Source organism: Pseudoalteromonas sp. PB2-1 (assembly GCF_045040605.1).
Taxonomy (GTDB): domain Bacteria; phylum Pseudomonadota; class Gammaproteobacteria; order Enterobacterales; family Alteromonadaceae; genus Pseudoalteromonas; species Pseudoalteromonas arabiensis.
On the sequence record NZ_CP090667.1, the window covers coordinates 3,379,480 to 3,400,931 of the forward strand.

General features: G+C 41.9%; 20 protein-coding genes and 1 pseudogene. 8 read left to right on the forward strand and 13 right to left on the reverse strand.

The annotated features are described in order from the left end of the window. Position 1: 1 nt before the first annotated feature. A complete protein-coding gene (gene ompR, locus L0Z67_RS15805; RefSeq protein ID WP_062568318.1) occupies positions 2 to 721 on the reverse strand; it encodes a two-component system response regulator OmpR in 720 nt (239 codons plus the stop codon). 165 nt (positions 722 to 886) lie between these two features. On the opposite strand from ompR, the gene greB reads away from it, so the two are divergent. The 4 genes from greB to L0Z67_RS15825 all read left to right on the forward strand — a co-directional run bounded on the left by greB (position 887) and on the right by L0Z67_RS15825 (position 4,871). Next, positions 887 to 1,369 carry a transcription elongation factor GreB gene (gene greB, locus L0Z67_RS15810; protein ID WP_405128236.1) on the forward strand — a complete coding sequence of 161 codons (483 nt, stop codon included), beginning with the start codon at positions 887 to 889 and terminating at the stop codon, positions 1,367 to 1,369. A gap of 112 nt (positions 1,370 to 1,481) precedes the next feature. Continuing rightward, positions 1,482 to 1,787 (forward strand): hypothetical protein, encoded by a 306-nt coding sequence (locus L0Z67_RS15815; protein WP_405128237.1) that lies wholly within the window; start codon positions 1,482 to 1,484, stop codon positions 1,785 to 1,787. 52 nt (positions 1,788 to 1,839) lie between these two features. Continuing rightward, entirely contained in the window at positions 1,840 to 2,421 is a 582-nt protein-coding gene (locus L0Z67_RS15820) for a CBS domain-containing protein (RefSeq protein WP_062568321.1), read from the forward strand. 134 nt (positions 2,422 to 2,555) lie between these two features. After that, on the forward strand, positions 2,556 to 4,871 hold the full coding sequence (locus tag L0Z67_RS15825) for a Tex family protein (RefSeq protein WP_237128272.1): 2,316 nt from the start codon (positions 2,556 to 2,558) through the stop codon (positions 4,869 to 4,871). Positions 4,872 to 4,931: 60 nt separating this feature from the next. Here the strand turns inward: L0Z67_RS15825 and L0Z67_RS15830 are convergent, their stop codons facing one another. The 3 genes from L0Z67_RS15830 to bioH form a co-directional block, all read right to left on the reverse strand. Further along, a complete protein-coding gene (locus tag L0Z67_RS15830; RefSeq protein WP_405128238.1) occupies positions 4,932 to 5,795 on the reverse strand; it encodes a putative metalloprotease CJM1_0395 family protein in 864 nt (287 codons plus the stop codon). Between the two features lie 2 nt (positions 5,796 to 5,797). Continuing rightward, on the reverse strand, positions 5,798 to 6,106 hold the full coding sequence (locus L0Z67_RS15835; RefSeq protein WP_062568324.1) for a hypothetical protein: 309 nt from the start codon (positions 6,104 to 6,106) through the stop codon (positions 5,798 to 5,800). A 102-nt stretch (positions 6,107 to 6,208) separates the two neighbouring features. Further along, the gene (bioH, locus tag L0Z67_RS15840; protein WP_062568325.1) at positions 6,209 to 6,946 is read right to left on the reverse strand and encodes a pimeloyl-ACP methyl ester esterase BioH; all 738 of its coding nucleotides are present in this window, start codon (positions 6,944 to 6,946) and stop codon (positions 6,209 to 6,211) included. Positions 6,947 to 7,004: 58 nt separating this feature from the next. On the opposite strand from bioH, the gene L0Z67_RS15845 reads away from it, so the two are divergent. After that, entirely contained in the window at positions 7,005 to 7,712 is a 708-nt protein-coding gene (locus L0Z67_RS15845; RefSeq protein WP_062568326.1) for a ComF family protein, read from the forward strand. A gap of 6 nt (positions 7,713 to 7,718) precedes the next feature. On the opposite strand, the gene L0Z67_RS15850 is transcribed toward L0Z67_RS15845, so the two are convergent. Further along, complete coding sequence (locus tag L0Z67_RS15850) at positions 7,719 to 10,268, reverse strand: M14 metallopeptidase family protein (protein WP_193987952.1); 2,550 nt, start codon at positions 10,266 to 10,268, stop codon at positions 7,719 to 7,721. A gap of 144 nt (positions 10,269 to 10,412) precedes the next feature. On the opposite strand from L0Z67_RS15850, the gene nfuA reads away from it, so the two are divergent. Both nfuA and L0Z67_RS15860 read left to right on the forward strand, forming a co-directional pair. After that, positions 10,413 to 10,988: a Fe-S biogenesis protein NfuA gene (gene nfuA, locus L0Z67_RS15855; protein ID WP_062568328.1), complete on the forward strand. Its 576-nt coding sequence runs from the start codon at positions 10,413 to 10,415 to the stop codon at positions 10,986 to 10,988. Positions 10,989 to 11,002: 14 nt separating this feature from the next. Then, positions 11,003 to 11,272 carry a hypothetical protein gene (locus L0Z67_RS15860; RefSeq protein WP_062568329.1) on the forward strand — a complete coding sequence of 90 codons (270 nt, stop codon included), beginning with the start codon at positions 11,003 to 11,005 and terminating at the stop codon, positions 11,270 to 11,272. A 4-nt stretch (positions 11,273 to 11,276) separates the two neighbouring features. Here L0Z67_RS15860 and dinF read toward each other — a convergent pair whose 3' ends face one another. Further along, on the reverse strand, positions 11,277 to 12,611 hold the full coding sequence (gene dinF / locus L0Z67_RS15865; RefSeq protein ID WP_405128239.1) for an MATE family efflux transporter DinF: 1,335 nt from the start codon (positions 12,609 to 12,611) through the stop codon (positions 11,277 to 11,279). Here dinF and L0Z67_RS15870 point away from each other — a divergent pair. Beyond that, entirely contained in the window at positions 12,588 to 13,619 is a 1,032-nt protein-coding gene (locus L0Z67_RS15870; protein WP_062568330.1) for a polysaccharide deacetylase family protein, read from the forward strand. The two genes, dinF and L0Z67_RS15870, sit on opposite strands and share 24 nt — an antisense overlap. On the opposite strand, the gene L0Z67_RS15875 is transcribed toward L0Z67_RS15870, so the two are convergent. From L0Z67_RS15875 to L0Z67_RS15905, 7 genes and pseudogenes are all read right to left on the reverse strand, one after another. Further along, complete coding sequence (locus L0Z67_RS15875) at positions 13,609 to 14,640, reverse strand: chemotaxis response regulator protein-glutamate methylesterase (RefSeq protein WP_062568331.1); 1,032 nt, start codon at positions 14,638 to 14,640, stop codon at positions 13,609 to 13,611. The genes L0Z67_RS15870 and L0Z67_RS15875 overlap by 11 nt on opposite strands. A gap of 8 nt (positions 14,641 to 14,648) precedes the next feature. After that, positions 14,649 to 15,266, reverse strand: coding sequence for a chemoreceptor glutamine deamidase CheD (cheD, locus tag L0Z67_RS15880; RefSeq protein WP_062568332.1), 618 nt, complete (start codon positions 15,264 to 15,266; stop codon positions 14,649 to 14,651). Continuing rightward, positions 15,259 to 16,080: a protein-glutamate O-methyltransferase CheR gene (locus L0Z67_RS15885; protein WP_237128267.1), complete on the reverse strand. Its 822-nt coding sequence runs from the start codon at positions 16,078 to 16,080 to the stop codon at positions 15,259 to 15,261. The genes cheD and L0Z67_RS15885 overlap by 8 nt, the downstream gene beginning before the upstream one ends. Before the next feature lie 63 nt (positions 16,081 to 16,143). Further along, the gene (locus L0Z67_RS15890) at positions 16,144 to 18,471 is read right to left on the reverse strand and encodes a methyl-accepting chemotaxis protein (RefSeq protein ID WP_405128240.1); all 2,328 of its coding nucleotides are present in this window, start codon (positions 18,469 to 18,471) and stop codon (positions 16,144 to 16,146) included. Between the two features lie 29 nt (positions 18,472 to 18,500). Next, positions 18,501 to 18,986: a chemotaxis protein CheW gene (locus L0Z67_RS15895; protein ID WP_405128241.1), complete on the reverse strand. Its 486-nt coding sequence runs from the start codon at positions 18,984 to 18,986 to the stop codon at positions 18,501 to 18,503. Beyond that, positions 18,983 to 21,069: pseudogene (locus L0Z67_RS15900) on the reverse strand (chemotaxis protein CheA). Before L0Z67_RS15900 ends, L0Z67_RS15895 begins: the two are co-directional and overlap by 4 nt. 15 nt (positions 21,070 to 21,084) lie before the next feature. Further along, positions 21,085 to 21,447 carry a response regulator gene (locus L0Z67_RS15905; RefSeq protein ID WP_062568337.1) on the reverse strand — a complete coding sequence of 121 codons (363 nt, stop codon included), beginning with the start codon at positions 21,445 to 21,447 and terminating at the stop codon, positions 21,085 to 21,087. Positions 21,448 to 21,452 lie beyond the last annotated feature (5 nt).

The following is a 21,452-nucleotide window of genomic DNA, read 5'->3' on the forward strand; positions in this document are numbered from 1 at the left end:
GTTACTTTTCACCATCTGGCACAAATACGTAGCCTAAGCCCCATACTGTTTGGATATAACGAGGATTAGCGGCATCCACTTCAATCATACGTCGCAAGCGCGACACCTGCACATCGATACTACGTTCAAGTGCGCTGTAATCACGGCCACGGGCTAGATTCATCAGTTTATCGCGACTAAGTGGCTCACGTGGATGAGTCACTAATGCTTTTAATACCGCAAACTCACCACTGGTCAACGACATCGTTTTATCGCCATGCGACATTTCTCGAGTAGCAAGGTTAAGCGTAAATTCGCCAAATGATATTTCGTTTTCTTCTGCTGCTGGCGCACCAGGTACTTCCTTTGCTCGACGACGTAAAATGGCTTTAATACGTGCTAACAGTTCACGGGGGTTAAATGGTTTTGGAATATAATCATCAGCGCCAAGTTCTAAACCGATAATACGGTCTACCTCATCACCTTTTGCCGTTAACATAACAATCGGTATATCATTTTCTTTTTGACGTAAGCGACGACAAATCGACAAACCGTCTTCTCCAGGTAGCATAAGATCAAGCACCATTAGATGAAAATTTTCACGCTCGATTAAGCGATCCATCTGTTCAGAGTTTGCCGCTGTACGAACAATAAACCCTTGTTCTACCAAGTAACGTTCAAGCAAACTACGCAAACGCATATCGTCATCAACTACCAATACCTTTGTCGTTTCGTGTCCCATAACTTTCATTCTTTTTGTAATATGTTACTTGTTAATATAAATGAAAAACTTAAGAATAAAAAACGAATTGAACGCTTAGATTGTTACTGAACATTTCAAAACGATCTCGACAAAGGTAAAAGACTTTTATACCTTGCATAGGTTTTCTTTAAAGGCTTAATAGATATGGCAAAAACCAACTTAATCACACGTGAAGGGTATCAGCAATTACAACAAGAGCATGATTACCTATGGCATGAGAAACGCCCTGAAATCACCAAGATTGTGACATGGGCAGCAAGCCTTGGTGACCGCTCTGAAAATGCCGACTATCAATTCAATAAGCGTGTATTACGACAAATAGACCGTCGCGTGCGCTACTTACGTAAACGCATGCCTGACTTAAAAATCGTTGATTACAACCCACAACAGGCGGGGAAGGTGTTTTTTGGTGCTTGGGTTGAGATAGAAAACGAAAAAGGGGAAACTAAACGCTTCCGCATTGTTGGCCCTGACGAAATTTATGAACGCAAAGATTATATTTCTATCGATGCGCCGATGGCTCGCGCGCTCCTTGGCAAGCAAGTCGATGACGATTTTTCAGTCACTACCCCTGAAGGCCAAAAAGAATGGTATGTCAATGAGATAAGCTACCCAGACGCGCCATAATTAATAAAATAAATTCAGAAAAGGTTAATTTGTGATTGTTTAGTCTAAAAATGTGATCTATAACTAAATAAGCTTATGACGTTTTAAGCTTGATGTTTAGAAGGTAGTAACTATGTCAAACGCAATACATCGCATATTAAGTAATGCCATTGTATTCGCACTTTTAATCAGTGTGAGTTTGATTTCTTACGCCAGCGACATAGAAAACCATTCTGATAGTGTTACACCCACCTCACATTTCATTGCGTGTGATAATGCAGACCTTGCTAACCTTGATACTGATTTAGATAAACATACTCCAGCACTCAACTTTTGCGCAGCCCAACCACTGCCTGATGTGCGTCTAGGTGTACGTGTTTTTACTCAGACTAAGGCCTCTGTATACAGTGCGCACCAGCGAGGGCCACCTGTATTTTAATTTAACTACGTTTTTAAAAATCGATGCTTAATTAAAATTTATGGTGACAAATATGAATAATTTCAAAGAATTACGCCTTCAAGACGTATCAAATGGTGCATTATCTAACGCTGTTAATGAAGTAGAACCAACACTTGATCTAACATCTCCAGCATTAAAAGTACTAAATAGCTTTACTCAAAAAGATCCACTACGTGCTCACGCAAGCACCACCATTGTTGATGCGCTAAAACAAACAAGTAACCGCTGCTCTGACTTCATCTTAGTCGTTGATGACGCAGACAAGTTGGTTGGGATCACATCGAGTGCTGATCTACAAAGCTCTAAAATAATGATTCTTGCACAACGTTTAAACTTACACCGCGACGAAGTGACTTTGCATGATGTAATGACTCCATTGAATAATCTTGCTGGTGTTAGCTTACAAAGCATCAGTTATGCATGTATTGGAGATGCACTACAAACTATGGAACACCAAGGTATGATGTTTCTTTTAGTAACAAGTGCTGAACATGAAATTTGTGGGTTAATTTCTGCACGTGAAATTGCGAAAAAGCTACATATTCCTGTCAACATTAACCCTATTGCAAACAGCTTCAGTGAGGTGATGCAGCATATCGATCACCCTCACTAAGCCATAAATATTGCGTTGTGTAGAACAATTTTCGAGGGCCTTAAAAGCAGTGCTTTTAAGGCCTTCTTATTGTGATATTATTCAGGCAATTAATCTTCAGTTTACTGATTTTCTATTTTTAAAAAGGTTTATGCATGAGCAATATCTCTGCACGCTTAGCGACCGAGCTAAATGCCCAGCAACCACAAGTTGTTGCTGCAATCAAATTACTTGATGAAGGTGCCACAGTCCCTTTTATCGCACGTTACCGGAAAGAAGTTACAGGTGGCCTAGACGACACGCAATTACGACTACTTGAACAGCGTCTTTCGTACTTACGCGAGCTTGAAGAGCGCCGCAGCTTTATTCTTGCCACAATTGAAGAGCAAGGTAAGCTAACCGCCGAGTTAAGTAGTGATATTAATAACGCTGACAGTAAAACAGAGCTTGAAGATTTATACCTGCCATTCAAACCTAAGCGCCGCACGAAAGGACAAATTGCCATTGAAGCGGGTATTGAACCACTTGCCGATGCGCTATTTAATGACCCTAACCTCGAACCAGAGCAACACGCTGCTGACTATATTAATGCTGACGCAGGCTTTGCTGATACAAAAGCGGTGCTTGACGGTGCTAAATTTATTTTGATGGAACGCTTTTCTGAAGACGCCAAACTGCTTGCTAAATTCCGTAGTCATATTGCACAACACGGTCAAATTGAAAGTACAGTAATCGCTGGTCAAGAAAATGAAGGCGCTAAGTACCGTGATTACTTTGAGCACCAAGAACCGCTTAAAAAAGTTCCCTCACACCGTGCTCTGGCCATGCTCCGCGCTCGCAATGAAGGCGTTTTACAATTAAGTATCAACCCAGAACCGAGTGCAGAAAACCCAGCACAGGTATGTGCACAAATGATTGCTGACTATTATCGGTTAGATGTGAGCAATAGCGCTGCAAGCAGCTGGTTAATGAGTGTTGTACAGTGGGCTTGGAAGATTAAATTAAGTCTACACTTAGAAAATGAATTTTTAGGTGCAATGCGCGAAAAAGCGGAAACCGGCGCGATTGACGTATTTGCAAAAAATCTAAAAGACTTATTAATGGCTGCACCTGCAGGGCCACGTACAACCTTAGGACTTGATCCTGGTTTACGTACGGGTTGTAAAATTGCTGTTGTAGACAGCACTGGTAAGCTGTTAACAACGCAAACAATTTTCCCACATGCGCCGCAAAATCATTGGGAAAAATCACTTCGCACACTTGAGCAACTTTGTCGCCAATATAAAGTTGAGTTAATCGCGATTGGTAATGGCACAGCTTCACGTGAGTCAGATAAGTTAGTTGCTGAATTGATTAAAACCAACAGTGAACTTAAATTAAATAAAATAATGGTCAGTGAAGCGGGGGCATCTGTTTATTCAGCGTCTGAATTTGCTGCCAACGAATTCCCTAACCTTGATGTATCATTACGCGGTGCAGTGTCAATTGCACGTCGTTTGCAAGATCCACTTGCCGAGCTTGTAAAAATCGAACCTAAATCAATTGGTGTAGGTCAATATCAACACGATGTGTCACAAAGCCAATTAGGTCAAACGCTGACCTCGGTTGTCGAAGACTGTGTAAACTCAGTCGGTGTTGATTTAAATATGGCCTCGGTGCCGTTACTGACTCGTGTATCTGGCTTAAACAAAACGTTGGCGCAAAATATTGTTAGCTATCGTGATGCCAATGGCTCATTTAGCAAACGCTCTGAGCTTAAAAAAGTTGAGCGCCTAGGACCAAAAGCCTTTGAACAAGCAGCTGGTTTCTTACGTATTAGCACAGGTTCAGATCCTCTTGATAACTCATCAGTTCACCCTGAAGCCTACCCTGTTGTTAAGCGTATTTGTGAAAAGAACAGCTTAGATGTAAACAGCTTAATTGGTAACACTGATATTTTGAATAAATTGGTTGCTAACGACTACACAGATGAAAAGTTTGGTTTACCAACCGTTACCGACATTATTAAAGAGCTTGATAAACCAGGTCGAGACCCTCGCCCAGAGTTTAAAACAGCTGAGTTTAAGGCCGGTGTTGAAACCATTAACGATCTAAAACCTGGTATGATTCTAGAAGGTGTGGTTTCCAATGTAGCTAACTTTGGTGCCTTCGTTGATGTGGGTGTACACCAAGATGGTTTAGTTCATATTTCAGCGATAACCAACAAGTTCATTTCTGATCCACGCGAAGTGGTTAAAGCAGGTGATATTGTTAAAGTAAAAGTACTTGAGGTTGATGCAGCGCGTAAACGTATTAGTTTTACAATGCGTTTAGATGATGATGTAGATACAAGCAATAAAACAGCACCTGCAGGCAAATCAAAGCCTGCGGCTAAAGCGAAAAGTGCGCCTAAGCAAAAGCGTGACTTTGGTAATGCGGCCATGGGTAACGCATTTGCCGATGCATTTGCAAATGCTAAAGTAAAAAAATAGTTTTAGCTTAAAAACAAAAACGCGGTTCAAATTGAACCGCGTCTCTTATAAATCTAATAATTATATAACCGCCGAAAAATTATTTTGTTCCCCAGGCGATGTAGCCATTTGGTAAAAATTGGCTATTCGTGTGGCTCGTTCATCAACTTCCACATCTCGTTTGGCTGTCTTGGTCTGAGAAGTGCTCACTGCTTCACTTTCGTCTTCAGCACCTTCACGGTCAATTCTTAATGACGACGATTCATCACCACCCAGTGCTTTTTCGCGCGACTGCATAGCGAGTTCAGCCTGCGCTGCGGCAAGTTTCTGTGTCGCATCGGCTGCAATAGCACGGTCTGCACTAGATGGCTCTTGGGGGGCAAGTGCTGCCGCTCTTACCGTTTGCATTTTATCGATTGTTGCTTGAGGGTCACCACTTACCTCAGCCACATCAATTTGTACTTCCCCGCCAACCGCGTAGTTTGTGCCATCGGGGCCTCGTTGATACTCATAACTTGGCGAGCCTGCGTATTTACCTCCCACCGAAGCATGCGCCTGTTCATGTACACGCACTTCAGTGTCTCGCGCTTTCAGCTCTTTAATTTGTTCAAGCTCTAACTGTTCTTGCTGTGCAACTTTTTGCTCTTGTTTTTGCTCTTCTTGTTGCTGCTGCTCTGATTTCTCTTCGCTACCTTGTTCGCTTTGCTCTCGCTCTTGAATCGCTTTATCGTCCTCAAGGCGACCTTTAGCATCATAAGTACTTGCATCGCCACTTGGCTGTCTTGCTTTTTCGCCATCATTCAGTGCTTTATTTTCTGCGTTACTCGAATTAGTTGCCACAGGAGGCGGGATGACTTCACGCAACTGATTATCACGGCGCGCATTTTCGGTGTGTACATTCGCCGTGTTAATGTTGATTGCGGGAAAGGGAGTAACGATATTCATGGCTAAGCTTTTATATCAATTAGCGTGCCTAGTACTTCATCGGCAGTTTGAATCGTATTAACGTTAGCCTTAGCATTGAACTCTTCAACTTTTAGGTTCACCAATGCTTCATCAATACGAGCAGGCTGAGACACAGGTGGCGTAACAGCTTCCTCTGGTCTTGCACCTTGTAACTGTCTTTGCTGAGCAAGTTGGGCGTCGTCTTGCTGGTCAATAGACGCGCGGCTAATTTGCGCGCTTGCTTTTTCAATGCCTTGACTTGCGCGGTTGTAACCTTCCACGCCATTATTAAATACAGAACTGATTGGCATCATATCCTCCAACAGTGAGATCTTCCCTACAAGTATCGCTCACAAAACAATCAAAATAAAGTAAAATCCCCCTATTTTTGGGCTCTGCAGGGCAATATTTAATTAACACATTGATTTCAGAGCGCTTATAAATTCAGTTTTATGAGAAATAAAAGGAGCGTGAGACGCCTTATCGATCACCTCATACTCAAAGTTAGGTTGCAAAGCCTGCATATCCTTAATTGCACGGTAAGGGACTAGCGCATCTAAACGCCCAAATATACCGCGAATGGGGAGCGTTATTTTGCTAAATAGCTGACGTAAATCTTCTTGCTGTAGGATATCTAGGCCTGCACTGAGTGCGCGCTCTTGCGGTGCTGGATACTGTTTTAATAATCTTTTTAACGCTTTAATATCGTCACGAGCTGATTCGCTGCCCATAGCTTGAATCGCTAGGAATCGCTCAATGGTTTTGTCTGTCTGAGTGATTAATTGCTCTTTAAACGCATCAAGCACTTCAGGCTTAATACCTGCCCAATTATCAGCTTGAGCAAAAAAAGGGCTCGATGCCACTAAAATAACTTTTGATACTTTTTCTGGCCAGTGAGCTGCAATGTAAAGTGAAAATAATCCGCCAAGCGACCAGCCAACTAGTATTGAGTCGTTATGCAATTGTTCACTCAGCATCTTGGCTGCTTCATGCAAATTATAGGTGTTAGGTACTGACTGCGCTTCACCAAAGCCTGGTAAATCAAGGCAGCGAATGGTGCCCTCATATGAAAACTCAAGCTCTGGTAAAATCACTTGCCAGACCCCTTGGTTCATTCCCCAGCCATGTAATAACACCATTTCATTTTGCATATTTTTAAACTCTCAAGCACACTGATGGCTCATAATAGCGTTTAAAGGATTGAATGCAATGGCTCACCTAACGAAGATATTAAAACATGGCTTACATGCGCTGTTTCCTAACTTTTGTGTTACGTGTCAAACGCATATAAAAAGTAACTACGCACTTTGCGAGCATTGTTTAAACGACTTAAGATTATTTGATCTAAGCAAACATGCCAATTTACTTCATCGCCCTGATATTTGTGACGCATTCCCCGATTGTCATTTTGATCACCTCATAGCCTGTGCATGGTATGAAGCCCCAATGAAACAGTGGCTTAAACAGCTGAAGTTTAGTGACAAACAGTACTATAAAATTGCCCTACAACAGGTTATTTATTTGCAGTTGCAGCGCGCAAAGGCAGTCAATGAATCTTGGCCTGATGAATTTATTATTATGCCGCTGCACAATAAACGCTTTATAAAACGAGGGTATAATCAGGTAAGCCAAACTTGGCTACCGGTATTAAAAGCAATGAACTTAGTTGTAACTGAGCCGCTTGTTAAACAAAAAGCAACGATTGCACAATCTTCTCTCAGTAAAGCGAAACGAATTAAAAATATGCGTAATGCATTTGTGTGCGAAACTAATTTGCAGGGTAAGTCGGTCGCCATTATTGATGATGTAATGACCTCAGGGGCAACATTGAATGCAGCAACCGATGAGCTAAAAAAAGCAGGTGCCAAACACGTATGGGCAATGCTGACGTGTTTGACCCCTTTAGGAGAACCTTAAAATACGTTAATCACCCGCTGCATGAAAAGCATTACCAAAGAATAAAGCATTGCTCAATAATCGGCTAGTACCATACCAATACCCACGGAACACAGGGTTATCCGTCATACCAATAACACTGCCTTTTCCATATGAATGGGCTATTAAGCCCGCAGCACCGGCAACTTGCTCTACATTCACATCATCAGTAAAGCCCGCTAACAATGGCTTATCTGTGTATGTTAAAACATTTACAAACGGTGCATCTGACTTTTCAAGCAACCAAGTGCTATTTTTAAATACTGGCAGGGTATTACGGTTCAGTGAAAATGTTAGCGGGTGTGATAAATCAACAGACGTATTAAAGATTGCTCCGGCAATACGTTGACGGCCCGCTAAGTGATCTTTATCGGCATAAGTAAGCCCTTGCGTATTAAATGCGCTCGCTACATCACGACGAGATAAGTAACTGGCCTTTAATAATTGTTGGTCAGCAAGGAACTTGGCACCTCCTTTATGACCCCAAATAACACCACCTTTACGTACCCAAGCTTTGATCGCAACCTTGGTCGCATCATCAAGTGTATTGTAATTACCATGAGCCAAAATAATATGGCTGTAATTTTCAAGGTCAAGGCTGCTAAGACGAGGCATTTCAACAATAGTTGGCGCAGTGCCTACAAAACGGTCGAGGTAATACCATACTTCACCCAATTCATATTGGCTGGTGCCTGCACCACCCACGAGTAAAACTTTAGGCGCTTTTACAACGGCCATAGAGCGAGAGCCTAAATCAGCCCCTTTCACCGTTAAACCTGAGCTAATTGGCGTAATTTCAATACCGAACTCAGTCTGCGCTTGATTTAAGTAATCAACCCAATCACTGTCTGTTTGCAAACCTGCGGGGAGCAAAATACTACCGGGTTCAAATGCAACCTCACCACTGGGCGTTTTAGCAGTAAGAGGACTCAATGCAACACGCGCTTTAACACCTTGCTTTAGCAATGTATTCAACATTTTTGGTGCAAGATAATCGTCCCACTTGAATGCGTAAGCATAGCTTTGTGGCAATGTTGCATAACTTGACTTAACTCCTTTCTGCCAAGGCATTTTTGCAACATCAAGCCCCCATTTACTACTGACTTTTGCAAATTCTAAATTAAATGCATGCGCGAGTGTCCAGCCAGATACATCATAGAATGTGTTATCAACAAAGCGTTGTTGCTCACTAAAAACGGCTTTCACTAAGCGAAACTGTGGTTGTGCTAATGGTACGAAATAGCTGTTTTCAGAGAAGCTTTGACCATTCACTTTTAATGGCTCTTCAAGCATATACGCATTAATTTGATGTTGCTTTAATAGCTCTAGAAAGTACTGCATACGGCTGTTATCTGCACCGCCTTTAACAACATACCCTTTAAAGTCTTCATCACCAGCAAGATCGATCGCTTTGTTATAAAACTCAGCTTGGTAATCAAGCAGATCTTGGCGGTTTTCAATTGCAGCCTGAAATGTAGATAAGCTAGTTAGTAATTGATTTTTAATCGTAAACGGAAAGCTTAATGGGCCGTTGATAGTGTCTTGTAAGTGACCACGTGAGCTGGCTTGCTCAAATAAAATACCCACCCCACCATTCACGTCAGGGTAAGTTGAGCCTTTTCCGTAGTAAAAATCATCAAAACTTTCTTCGGTGAAGTACAAAGCATTATGCTCGTCAAGCGTCTTCGCATGATAGTTAGCAATTGCTTTAGTCAAAGTGACATTTTCTTCTGGTGTAATCGGGTGCTTACGTGTCGGAATACCAGGTTGAAAAAAGAAGGTGCTGTTTGGCCCCATCTCGTGGAAGTCTGTAAGAATATTCGGCTTCCATTGATGGAATTGAGCTATGCGTGCTCGTGATTCAGGGTGTTGTAGTAATAACCAGTCGCGGTTTAAGTCAAATAAATAATGATTAGTCCGGCTACTAGGCCAGTTTTCTCTATGCTCGCGAGTTTCTGGATCTGACGATAAATTCATACCGCGATTACTGTTTGCCCAGTTCGCGAAACGCGCTAAACCATCAGGATTTAAAGATGGGTCCAGTAAGATAACGGTATTGTTCAGTAAATTATCAATTTCTGGGCCTTGCGCAGCAGCTAAGTAATAAGCAACCAATAACGAGGCATTACTCCCTGATGACTCATTACCATGCACGCTATACCCCATCCATACAACCGCCGGCTGTTTGCTTGAGTCTGATGATTCACCGTCCAAACGTGCTAGGTGGGCTTTACGAATAGTCTCAACCTGCCCTAATTTGTCTGGCGCAGTGATAGTTAACATAACCAATGGGCGTTGTTCATGAGTACGACCGATCACTTGAAAGTTCATTCGGTCACTTTTATCGGCAAGAATTTGCATATATTGCACAAGCTGATCATGGCGAACATGCCATTCACCTACTTCGTAACCTAACACCTGTTCAGGTGTTGGAATGGTTGGATCAAATTTCACATCTTGTTCAAAGTAATAAGAAAGGGGTTTCGCTAATGCGCTAACGCTCACTAGCATGGTTAATATTGTTATTATTAAACGCATAGATAGCACCTGTACTTAATTGATGTTTTCACGCTACCACTAGACAAAATAGATGCAACTTTTTACGCTCAACACTGGCGACAATACGATGAGCGGAGTATGATACACAGTATCCGAGTAATTTAGTCAAGTATAGTCCGTTTTATGATCTCTATTTCTGAATCTGCACAATCTCATTTTGCTAAACTTTTAGCAGACCAAGCTGAACAAACAAACATTCGTGTTTTTGTTGTAAATCCAGGTACTTCGCAGGCGGAGTGTGGTGTTTCTTACTGCCCAGAAGACGCGGTTGAAGCGACTGATATTCGTCTACCTTTTAATGGCTTTGATGCCGTTGTTGACGCAGAAAGTGCGCCTTTTTTAGAAGAAGCTGAAATCGATTTTGTAACTGACAAAATGGGCACTCAGTTAACTCTAAAAGCGCCTAATGCCAAAGCACGTAAGCTTAGCGACGACGCAACGTTACAAGAGCGTGTACAACACATGCTTGAAACTGAAGTCAATCCACAACTTGCAAACCACGGTGGTCAAGTTGGTTTAGTTGAAATTACCGCTGACGGTATTGCTGTTCTGCAATTTGGTGGTGGCTGTAACGGTTGTTCGATGATTGATGTCACGTTGAAAGAGGGCATCGAGAAAGAAATGATCGCTAAGTTTGATGAAATCAATGGTGTGAGAGACATTACCGATCACCAATCGGGTGAGCACTCTTACTACTAATCGGTATCTAAAGCATGCTTAAACAATGGGTATTTCGCTTAGGTAGCGACCCCAAATTAAGCTTGAAACGCTTTCTTTGCGGCCTAGCACTGTTTGTGCTGGCCGTGATTTTTATTGCCACTGGTTATTATGGCCCTGCAATCTTGCAGCTGATTGGCTTACTTATTTTGGCCATCGCATTATTTTTTGCCGCTTGGGGTTACTTAGGTATTTTTGCCAACCGTTTTGCTCAAGTTCTTGAGCGAGCATCTCCCAAAGATGATGATCCTGACCTTTGGAAATAAACGCTTAATTCAACAAGCTATTTTGTTTAACGATATAACGATAGCGCAACCATAACGTTACACCCCGCATCAGCATAAAAATGGTCATTGCGAACCAAAGGCCATGGTTTTGCCAATCACTCACCAACCAAAACAACCCAAAAAAGCCGAGTGTTGCACTAATCAGCATCGTATTTCGCATATCTTTTGCACGCGTTAAACCAACAAAAACACCATCGAATAAAAAGCATGCCATTGCTGCAATTGGTAAGATAATCACCCATGGCAAATAATCTGCAGCCATCCTAATTACTTCTGGCACATCGGTTAATAAACGAATAATTGCATTACCAAAGATTAAAAATATTAAGCTGTAAAATAATGCAAACAGTCCCCCCCAGAACAAACTCAAATTAACCCACAGCTGTATATGCTGAGTGCTTTTTTCGCCTTTTGCTTTACCTACTTTAGCTTCACTTGCATATGCAATACCATCAAGCGCAAAGCTGACGAGCATTAAAAAGTTCAGCAGTACTGCATTCGCTGCCAGTGTTGTTTCGCCAATTCTTGCGCCATAAAAGGTCATAAAGCTAAAACACAATTGCAACGCCAGTGAACGAATGAAGATATCACGATTTAAATTGACTAATTCGAGCAGTTTAGCCACGTTAAACCACGCCTTTACCGCTAGGTTAATGCCCTGCTTTTTAGCCAACTGATAAACTAAACAAAGTGCAAAGGCAAAAGCGATGTAATCTGCAATTAGCGACGCCCAAGCCGCTCCAGCCACTTTCCAATCAAGAAAAACAACAAAATAGATATCAAGCACGATATTGGTAATATTAGTGATGAGTAATAAATAAAACGGCCCTCTGCCGTAATGTACCCCCAACATCCATCCTAATAGCACTAAATTACACAACGCAGCTGGCGCACTAAAAATACGGATTGAAAAATAGCTATGTGCTTGCTCTAGCACCGCTTGATTTGCGCCCGATAAATATGCCATTAAGGATTGAATAGGTACACTAAGCGCGATTAATATAAGCGCAACGAAAGTCGCTAATAACAAACTGCGCTTTAATAATTCAGCTAGCAAAGTATGATCGCCTCGACCGTAAGCTTGCGCTACAAGCCCCGTGGTGCTCATACGTAAAAATCCTGCTAGCCAAAATAATAGGGAGATAACTGCTGAGCCCAGTGCAATACCGGCTAAGTAGTGAGCACTGCCTAAATGACCGATGACTGCAGTATCAACTAATCCTAACAATGGAACAGTAATATTTGATAAGATCATTGGACCGGCTAATAACAGCAAACTTTTATGGTGTGCCTTATGACGTTTAAGAAAATGTTTCATGTAGTTTTTGCAGTCCTGTTAGGTTTATCAATGCGTGCCCACGGCGCCGTTATTTTACAGTATCATCACGTCAGTGAAACCCTTCCGGCTGTTACAAGCGTCAGCAGCGAGACGTTTACCAAGCACATGCAGTATTTAAAAGACCAGCAATTTAATGTTATCCCATTAAATGAGTTGATTTCTCAACTACAGGCAGGTCAAGAGTTAGCTGATAAAACCGTCGCAATCACGTTTGATGATGGTTATAAAAATAATTATGAACAAGCTGCCCCTATCCTCGAAAAGTTTGGCTATCCTTATACTATTTTTGTAAACCCTGAACTTATTGATAGTGGCAAAAGCTATGTCATGACTTGGCAGCAATTAAAAGAGCTGGCTAAAAAAGGAGCCTTGATAAGTAATCATACGCAAGTGCACAATTACTTGCATTTAAAACAAGAAGGTGAGACTGACGCTCAGTGGCAATCTCGCACTAAAGAAGATATTTTAAATGCTCAAAAACGCATTAAAGATGAAATAGGTCATGATTATAAATACCTTGCTTATCCCTATGGTGAATTCAATAACGAGTTACAAGGATTAATTAAATCATTAGGCTTTGTTGGTATTGGTCAACATTCAGGTGCAGTAGGTGTTCACTCTGATTTTACGCGATTACCACGCTTCCCTGCGTCTGGTTTTTATTCTAAGCTTGATACGCTTTCAACGAAACTTGACTCACAAGCTTTCACAATTAAAGCATTAAATTACACTGATAGTGTGACCAGCGAAAACCCGCCAAGTTTGAGCATCCAGTTCGATATGCAGGATTTTCACAAAAGCCAGTTTGCATGCTATGTGTCGGGTGTTGGTCAAGCTAACCTTGATTGGACAAGTAAAGATACTGTTCAAATTACCTCGCCTAATAAATTGAAAAAAGGCCGCTCTCGATTCAACTGTACAGCCCCTTCTATCAATAAAAAAGGCAGTTATTATTGGTTTTCACAACCTTGGGTAATTACACCTTAGCAGCCTGTTTAAGCATGTGTGCTGCTACTTTATCAAGCCTGACAATTTCATTAGCCGCATTCAATTCGATTGCGGCTTTTGGCATCCCCCATACCACAGACGATAGCTCATCCTGTGCCATGGTATAGGCACCAGCTTGATGTAAAGCTAATAACCCTTTTGCACCATCACTGCCCATTCCAGTTAATAAAGACGCTATCGTTGCTTTGCAATTTAAAGCTGCTAAAGAGTTAAATAACACATCTACAGCAGGCCGATGGCGATTAACGGGCTCACCTGAGTCTAATTGGCAATACAGCGCAGCTCCCTTTTTCACCACACTTAAATGCTGATCGCCTGGGGCAATATAAGCCCAGCCAGCTTCTAACTTATCTCCTTGCTCTGCCTCTTTAACATTTATCGCACAGATTCGATCCATCCGCATCGCAAATGAAGTACTAAACACAGGTGGAATATGTTGTGTTATCACAATGGGTGGGCAGTGTTTGGGCATACGGATAAGCACTTCTTTGATTGCCTCTGTTCCCCCCGTTGAAGCACCTATGGCCATCACTGCATTACTTTTAAATTGCAGACTGTCGAGTGAGCTATCTTTTTCTAGTTTCTGCTCTTTAAATGCTCGGATCCTTGCACCTGCTGCTGTACGGACTTTTTGTTGTACTAAGTACGCATAGCGTTGCAAGTTTTCAGACACATTAGCCGTTGGTTTTGCGATAAAATCCACAGCCCCGAGTTCTAGCGCTTCGAGGGTAATAGGTGAGCCTTTTTGAGTCAATGTTGAAACCATAACAACCGGCATAGGTCGCAAGCGCATTAAATTTTTCAAAAAGCTTAAGCCATCCATTTTTGGCATTTCAATATCAAGCGTCAGTACATCAGGATTTAAACGCTTAATGAGATCACGTGCTTGATAAGGGTCTTCAGCGGCACCTACAACATGCATATCACCCGCTTGCTCAAGTACCTCTTTCAGTAAACCACGGATCAAGGGAGAATCATCAACAATAAGTACCTTGATCATACACTCTCCTAAAATAGCTCAATGTCTGTTCCAGCATCTTGCTGCTCGATTTCGTGTAAGTATTTAACTTCACGTTTTTCTAGTTTATCAGTATGCAGATCACGCAGCTTTTTTACTTGTGCTTGACCCGTCTGAGGGTTAAAAATTATTTTACGAGGCCAAGGGCCACCGACGTCATGTGATATTAAATCTAAACCTTCCTCAAGTACATATGCATTTGCAAAGCGAATATTACCGACGCCTATATCTGTCATTGAGCGAATAATTTTACCACCACCAAATAGCTTCACTTTTAAGTTACGTTTTGATGCACCATTTTTTAAAATTTCATTAATTAAAAACTCCATAGCCCAGTTACCATAACGGCAATTTAAACTGTGAGCATTACTCGGATCCACGCCTTTTTGTATCGGTAGCATAAAGTGGTTCATGCCACCAACACCTAACCCTTGATCATAGATACATGCAGCAATACATGAGCCAAGTACGGTGGTGATCAGTTCATCATTTTTAGAGACATAGAATTCACCCGGTAACACTTTTGCGACCACCTTTTGTCTGTGACTGTCCCAAAAACGCTTTACGTGCTCAAACCCTGATAATACTGGTTTGAAATGACTATTCATTAACCACCTTTTGATAAATCGTCTGGCCTAGGTTTTTAAATTCTTGATGGTCTTTGCCCATGGTTTCTGAATGCCCCAAAAACAAATGCCCCGCGTCATTCAATAAGTCAAAGTAACGATGAAAAAGCGTATCTTTTGTCGGCTTATCAAAGTAAATAACTACGTTGCGACAAAAAATGACATCAAATGCTCCCTTCATCGGCCACTGCTCAAGTAAATTCAACCTCTTAAAAAAGATATTCTCTTGTAACTGTGGTTTTACTTTATAGAGCTGACCATCATGACTTTTTAAAAACCAACGTTTTAGCTGACTTTTATCGAGCCCATTTACATTAGCTGCTGTATAAGTACCAGCTTGCGCCTTAGCAAGTACGTTTGAATCAAGGTCAGTGGCTAGAATTTTTACATCCCAATTAGTCGGGAACAGACCACTTAGAGTCATTGCTATCGTGTAGGGCTCTTCCCCTGTGGAGCAGCCTGCTGACCAAACGCGCACTCGCTTTTGCTGTGCATTTGTAGTCAATAGTCTCGGCACTATCGTATTTTTTAGATAGTTAAAGTGATGTGGTTCACGAAAAAATGACGTCAAATTGGTGGTAATCGCATTGATAAACTCACTAAATTCTCGCTCTTTATGTTCTTCTAAAAAAGCTAAATAGTCTTTAAAACTCTTTAACTTAAGTAACCTAAGTCGCCTTGCTAAGCGTGAATACACCATTTCACGCTTATGCTCCGCAAGTACGATACCGCAAGCATCGTATACCTGAGATGAAATGTTTTTGAAATCACTATCCGTTAGTAAAAACTCTTTCATAATTTAACCCACCAGCCTTAGAGGGAATACACATTGTATTAGCGATGTAGAGTGGGAAGAGTTTTAAAACTCTTCCCATTCATCACTTGGGTCTACAAAGTTATTACCTTTTGGCGAAGCAGGTGCTGATTGGCTTGGCCGCTTAACGGATACACTCGAAGCACGGCTGGTTATATCTGTTTCTTCTTCAACAGAGAGAGAAAAGAAGTTTAGTAAACGTCGCATGTCATTTGCTTGCTCAGCCATTGACTCACCAGCCGCAGAAGCCTCTTCAACGAGTGCTGCATTTTGCTGCGTCATTTCATCCATCTGTGCAATCGCTTTATTAACTTGCTCAATACCTGAACTTTGCTCTTCTGATGCTTGGGCAATATCAGAAATCATGGCTGTAACTCTTTGCACAGCGGTTACAATTTCTTGCAGTGTTGAGCCTGACTCATTAACCAGTAAGGTACCGTCCTCAACTTTACCGACACTATCGCGGATCAACTCTTTAATTTCTTTTGCCGCTGCCGCAGAACGCTGTGCAAGATTACGCACTTCCCCTGCAACCACAGCAAACCCTCGGCCTTGCTCGCCCGCTCTTGCGGCCTCAACAGCGGCATTTAATGCAAGTAAGTTTGTTTGGAATGCTATTTCATCAATCACACTAATAATATCGGCAATCTTCTTGCTCGACTCATTAATGGCCGACATACTTGTCACCGCGCGATTAACAACTTCACCGCCTTTTTGCGCCTTAGCACGTGTTTCTTCTGCAAGTTCATTGACCTCTTTGGCATTATCAGCATTTTGGCGAACTGTACTGGTCATTTCTTCCATACTTGATGCTGTTTCTTCAAGTGACGATGCTTGCTCTTCAGTGCGTTGACTCAGGTCAGCATTACCTTGTGAGATTTCCTCAGCACCACTGGCTACTAACGTTGCAGAGCTATTAATGCGATTAATCACTTCAGTTAACTTATCAGCCGTGGCATTAGCATCACGTTTTAATTTCTCAAATGACCCTTGGTACTCTTGTTCAATACGTTTTGATAAGTCGCCGTTCGCCATTGCATCAAGCATATTACCAGTATCTTTAACCGCATCCTCAACAATACTGACCATGCTATTTAAGCCTTGCGCTAAGCGTAGAAAAAAGCCATTTTTACCAGTCTCTTCTACTCGGGCTTCTAGGTCTCCTTTACCTGCGGCAGCGACTAAACCAGCAATTTCTTTTTCAATGGCAACCTCTGCTGTTCTATCATCCCATTCCACCACTGTACCAATACGCTCATCATCAGGTGTAAAGATAGGATTGGCCACAAGACCAAAGGTGCGTCCACCGACAACAATCTCCGTGCTGTAGGTACTGCTAAGTTTTGCCAGCATGTTACGCTGATGAGCAGGATTTTTATGAAACACATCGATATTTTGACCAATCAAGTTGTTGCTATTGAAGTTAGGTAGGTCTTTGCGCAAATCACTTTCAGCAATTTTCATCATGTTCAATACGGCTTCATTCATGTAAATAATGTTATTACCCGCATCAGCAATCATGGTATTTGTTGCAACCCTGTCAAGCGCACGACGCACTCGCAGGTTTTCTTCGGCTTCACGCTTTTCAGTCTCAGCTTTGTTAACTCTGTCGGTAATATCTTGCCACTCAACAATAGTCCCCAAACGCTTTCCTGAGACACTGACCCAAGGTGTGGCAATTAAACTGAAGATTAAACCTGCAAGGCGTAAGGTAGTTTTATAAGGTTCAGTCAATGTCCTTAATAACTCACGCTGATGACTTGGTTGTTTGTGAAAATCGTCAACACAAGTCCCCACTAAATTGGCTACAGAGAAATTGGGTAAAACTGACTGTAAGTCACTTTCACGCGCCTTTAGCATTTGTTTAACCTGCTCATTAACAAAAACAATTTCAAGGTCATTATTAGCAATCATCACACTTGCTTGGCAGACACGTAATGCATTAGATAAATCTGCATCACGTTGTGATTGTTTGTCTCGCTCTTTTTGTGCTGATATATCACTGGCAAACTTAATGACTTTAATAACTTGGCCGTCATTATTAATAATTGGGTTGTAGGTCGCTTGGATCCAAATCTCTTTGCCATTTTTACCGATGCGCTTAAATTCATCAGAGATAAATTCGCCGTTTCGCAAACGCTGCCAGAACTGCTGGTATTCGGTGCTTTTAGACTCCTCTTCAGCAACAAACATCGCGTGATGCTGCCCTTGAATCTCCTCAAGCCGGTAACCCATGACGCTTAAGAAATTTGCATTGGCTGTCAAGATTGTTCCCGATGGTTGAAATTCAATCACTGCAAGTGACTTATTCAATGCAGTAACAATTAAATCATTATTTGACTCAACACTTTTAGGACTGCTAAACCATCCCATACCCTTCACCTTCTTGTTAATCAACCCAATTAAATGTCCATCGTTTTTTGTAGGTCTAATAATGCGACCATTTTTTCACCCACATTCACCAAACCTGCCACAAATTGCGCATGCTCAGAATCTGATAAGTGGGGCACTGCTTTCGCTTCATGCTCAGCAATGCTATAGACATCCGAAACGGCATCGACAACGATACCCATAATTTTACTTGTGCTTTCTAATTTCACCTTGAGGACAATCACCACTGTCAGCGGCCCATACTCAATAGCCGGAATCGCAAATCGACGCCGTAAATCAATAATAGGCACTATGGTTCCCCGCAGATTAATTACTCCTTTAACAAAATCTGGCGCATTTGGAATGACGGTTATTTCTTCCCAACTGCGAATTTCTTGAACTGTTAAAATATCAACGCCATACTCTTCATCTGCCATGATGAACGTTAAGAACTGTTTAACATCCTGATTTTGATCCAAAGTTAGTTTGTTATGTAAGTCGTCTTGCGATGTAATCATGACGCCTCCAAACTTGCTTTAGACTCGATGATAAGCTCCTGACTTCCCGGTTTTCTCAGTCCAGATAGCTTAATCAAGCCACTAATATCGACAATCAACGAAACGCGACCGTCTCCTAAAATGGTTGCGCCAGACACCCCATCCACTTTTTGATAATTGGCTTCTAAGCTTTTAATAACCACTTGTTGTTGAGACAGTAAGTCATCTACCAGCAAACCTACTTTTTGGTTGTCACTTTCAACGACAACTAACAAGGTCTTATCAAGTGTTTCTATTGCACCTTGGTGATTAAAAATAGTGTATAAGCGTAAGATAGGAATATATTCATCACGCAGCCGCAATACGTCTAAGTCTTTTCCTACCCGACTTACTTTGCTGATATCAATTTGTAGTGATTCAATTATCGAAATGAGTGGGATGATGTAAGTATGTTCAGCAATACGAACTAACTGGCCATCAAGAATCGCTAGTGTCAGTGGTAAGCGAATAGTAAAGGTCGACCCTACACCTGGGGCTGATGAGACTTCGACTGACCCGCTCAGTGCTTCAATATTTCTTCTCACCACATCCATGCCGACGCCTCGTCCGGATAGATCGCTCACTTGATCTGCGGTCGAAAAGCCAGGTAAGAAAATGAGTTCATTGATTTCATTATCACTAAGCTCATCAGACTCGGAAATTAAGCCATTTTTTATCGCTTTTTCACGGATCTTCGTTGTATTTAAGCCCTGACCATCATCCATGATCTCAATCACGATATTTCCGCCTTGATGAAAAGCATTCAATGTAACGGTACCGACCGGATCTTTACCTGCTGCGACCCGTTTCTCAACTGTCTCTAAGCCATGATCAAGTGAGTTTCTTACTAGATGCACCATGGGATCAGAGATTTTCTCCATCACAGTTTTATCCAGCTCGGTTTGCTCACCTAAAAGCTTTAGTTCAACTTGCTTGTCGAGTTTTTGAGAGATATCACGCACTAAGCGTGGGAAACGGCTAAAAACGAAGCTAATCGGCAACATTCTTATACGCATCACATTTTCTTGTAAGTCCCGGGTGTTGTGAGCGAGTTGAGCAAGCCCTTCCTGTAAAGAAGCAATGGTTGCTTCGGTTATCTCTTGCTCACCCAACTGGCTAAGCATGGCTTGTGTAATAACGAGCTCGCCGACCATGTTAATTAGCGAGTCCACCTTATCGATTCCAACACGAATCGAAGTAGACTCTGTATTGGCTGCGGCTGATTTAACTGGCGCTGACTTCTTAACCTCCGCCGTAGGCTTAGCCGCAGTTTCTGTCTCTTTGATGTCTGTATCAGTGGCTACTTGTGCTACTTTTTTTCTTCTAGTTCATCACCAAATAAGCCACCGCATAGTGTAATAGTGATATTAGCATCATCTTCAACCCACTCAAAAACCTCTTCGATGCAGCTTTGCTCTTTATCTGTGGTTAAAAAGAAGCGCCAAGATAAAAAACATTCTTCAGGCGCAAAGTCGGTAATATCTGGCACATCATCTTGGAATGCCTGAGTTTCAAGATCACCTAGCTCAGCAAGCTCGCTGATCATATACAGCGGTTCGTTACCTGTTTTAAATAAATGGTGATGAGGCTTAAAATCTATTTGAAAAGTGTTTCGACTACTTTCTGCGCTAGGCTCTTCGCTATCTGTATTGCTTGCCACGGCTTTTGCTGCTGCGCGCATACCTAAAATTTCTTCAAATTTTATACGTAGTTCATCAGCTTCCGCTAAATCAGGCTGTTGTTCAGCCTGCAGAGCACGTAATAACGCCCGCAAACAATCAACTGACTTTAAAAGGAGGTTTACATGCTCAGCAGTTAAGTCTCGTGAGCCTTCACGTATTTGGTCTAAAAGAGTTTCTAAAACGTGGGTAAAGTCAGCAACTGCAGTAAATCCAAATGTTCCGCTACCTCCTTTGATAGAATGCGCAGCGCGAAAAATTGTATTGATTGTTTCTAAGTCTTCTTCGCCTGGAACTAGGTTTAATAACTCAGCTTCCATTGCATCGAGTCCTTCAAAGCTTTCTTCGAAGAACACTTCAAAAAATTGGCTTAGATCTATACTCATGCCCCGCTCCTATTGTTAGCGAATCACTTTTTTTAATACCGCTAACAATTGCTCTGGGTTAAAAGGCTTTACTATCCAGCCTGTTGCGCCAGCAGCTTTACCCTCTGACTTTTTATCTAGACCCGATTCTGTGGTCAGCATGAGTAAAGGAGTAAATTTATAGTCTGGTAGAGTGCGTAACTCTCTTATCAGTGTGATCCCATCCATTACCGGCATGTTGACATCAGAAATTACCGCATCAAAGCCCTGCTGCTTTGCGATACTCAATGCTTCGCTGCCATCCTTTGCTTCCGTTACGTCAAAGCCCGCTTTTTTAAGGGTGAAACCAACCATTTGTCGCATTGATGCTGAGTCATCGACTGCTAAAATTCTTTTCATAAAAA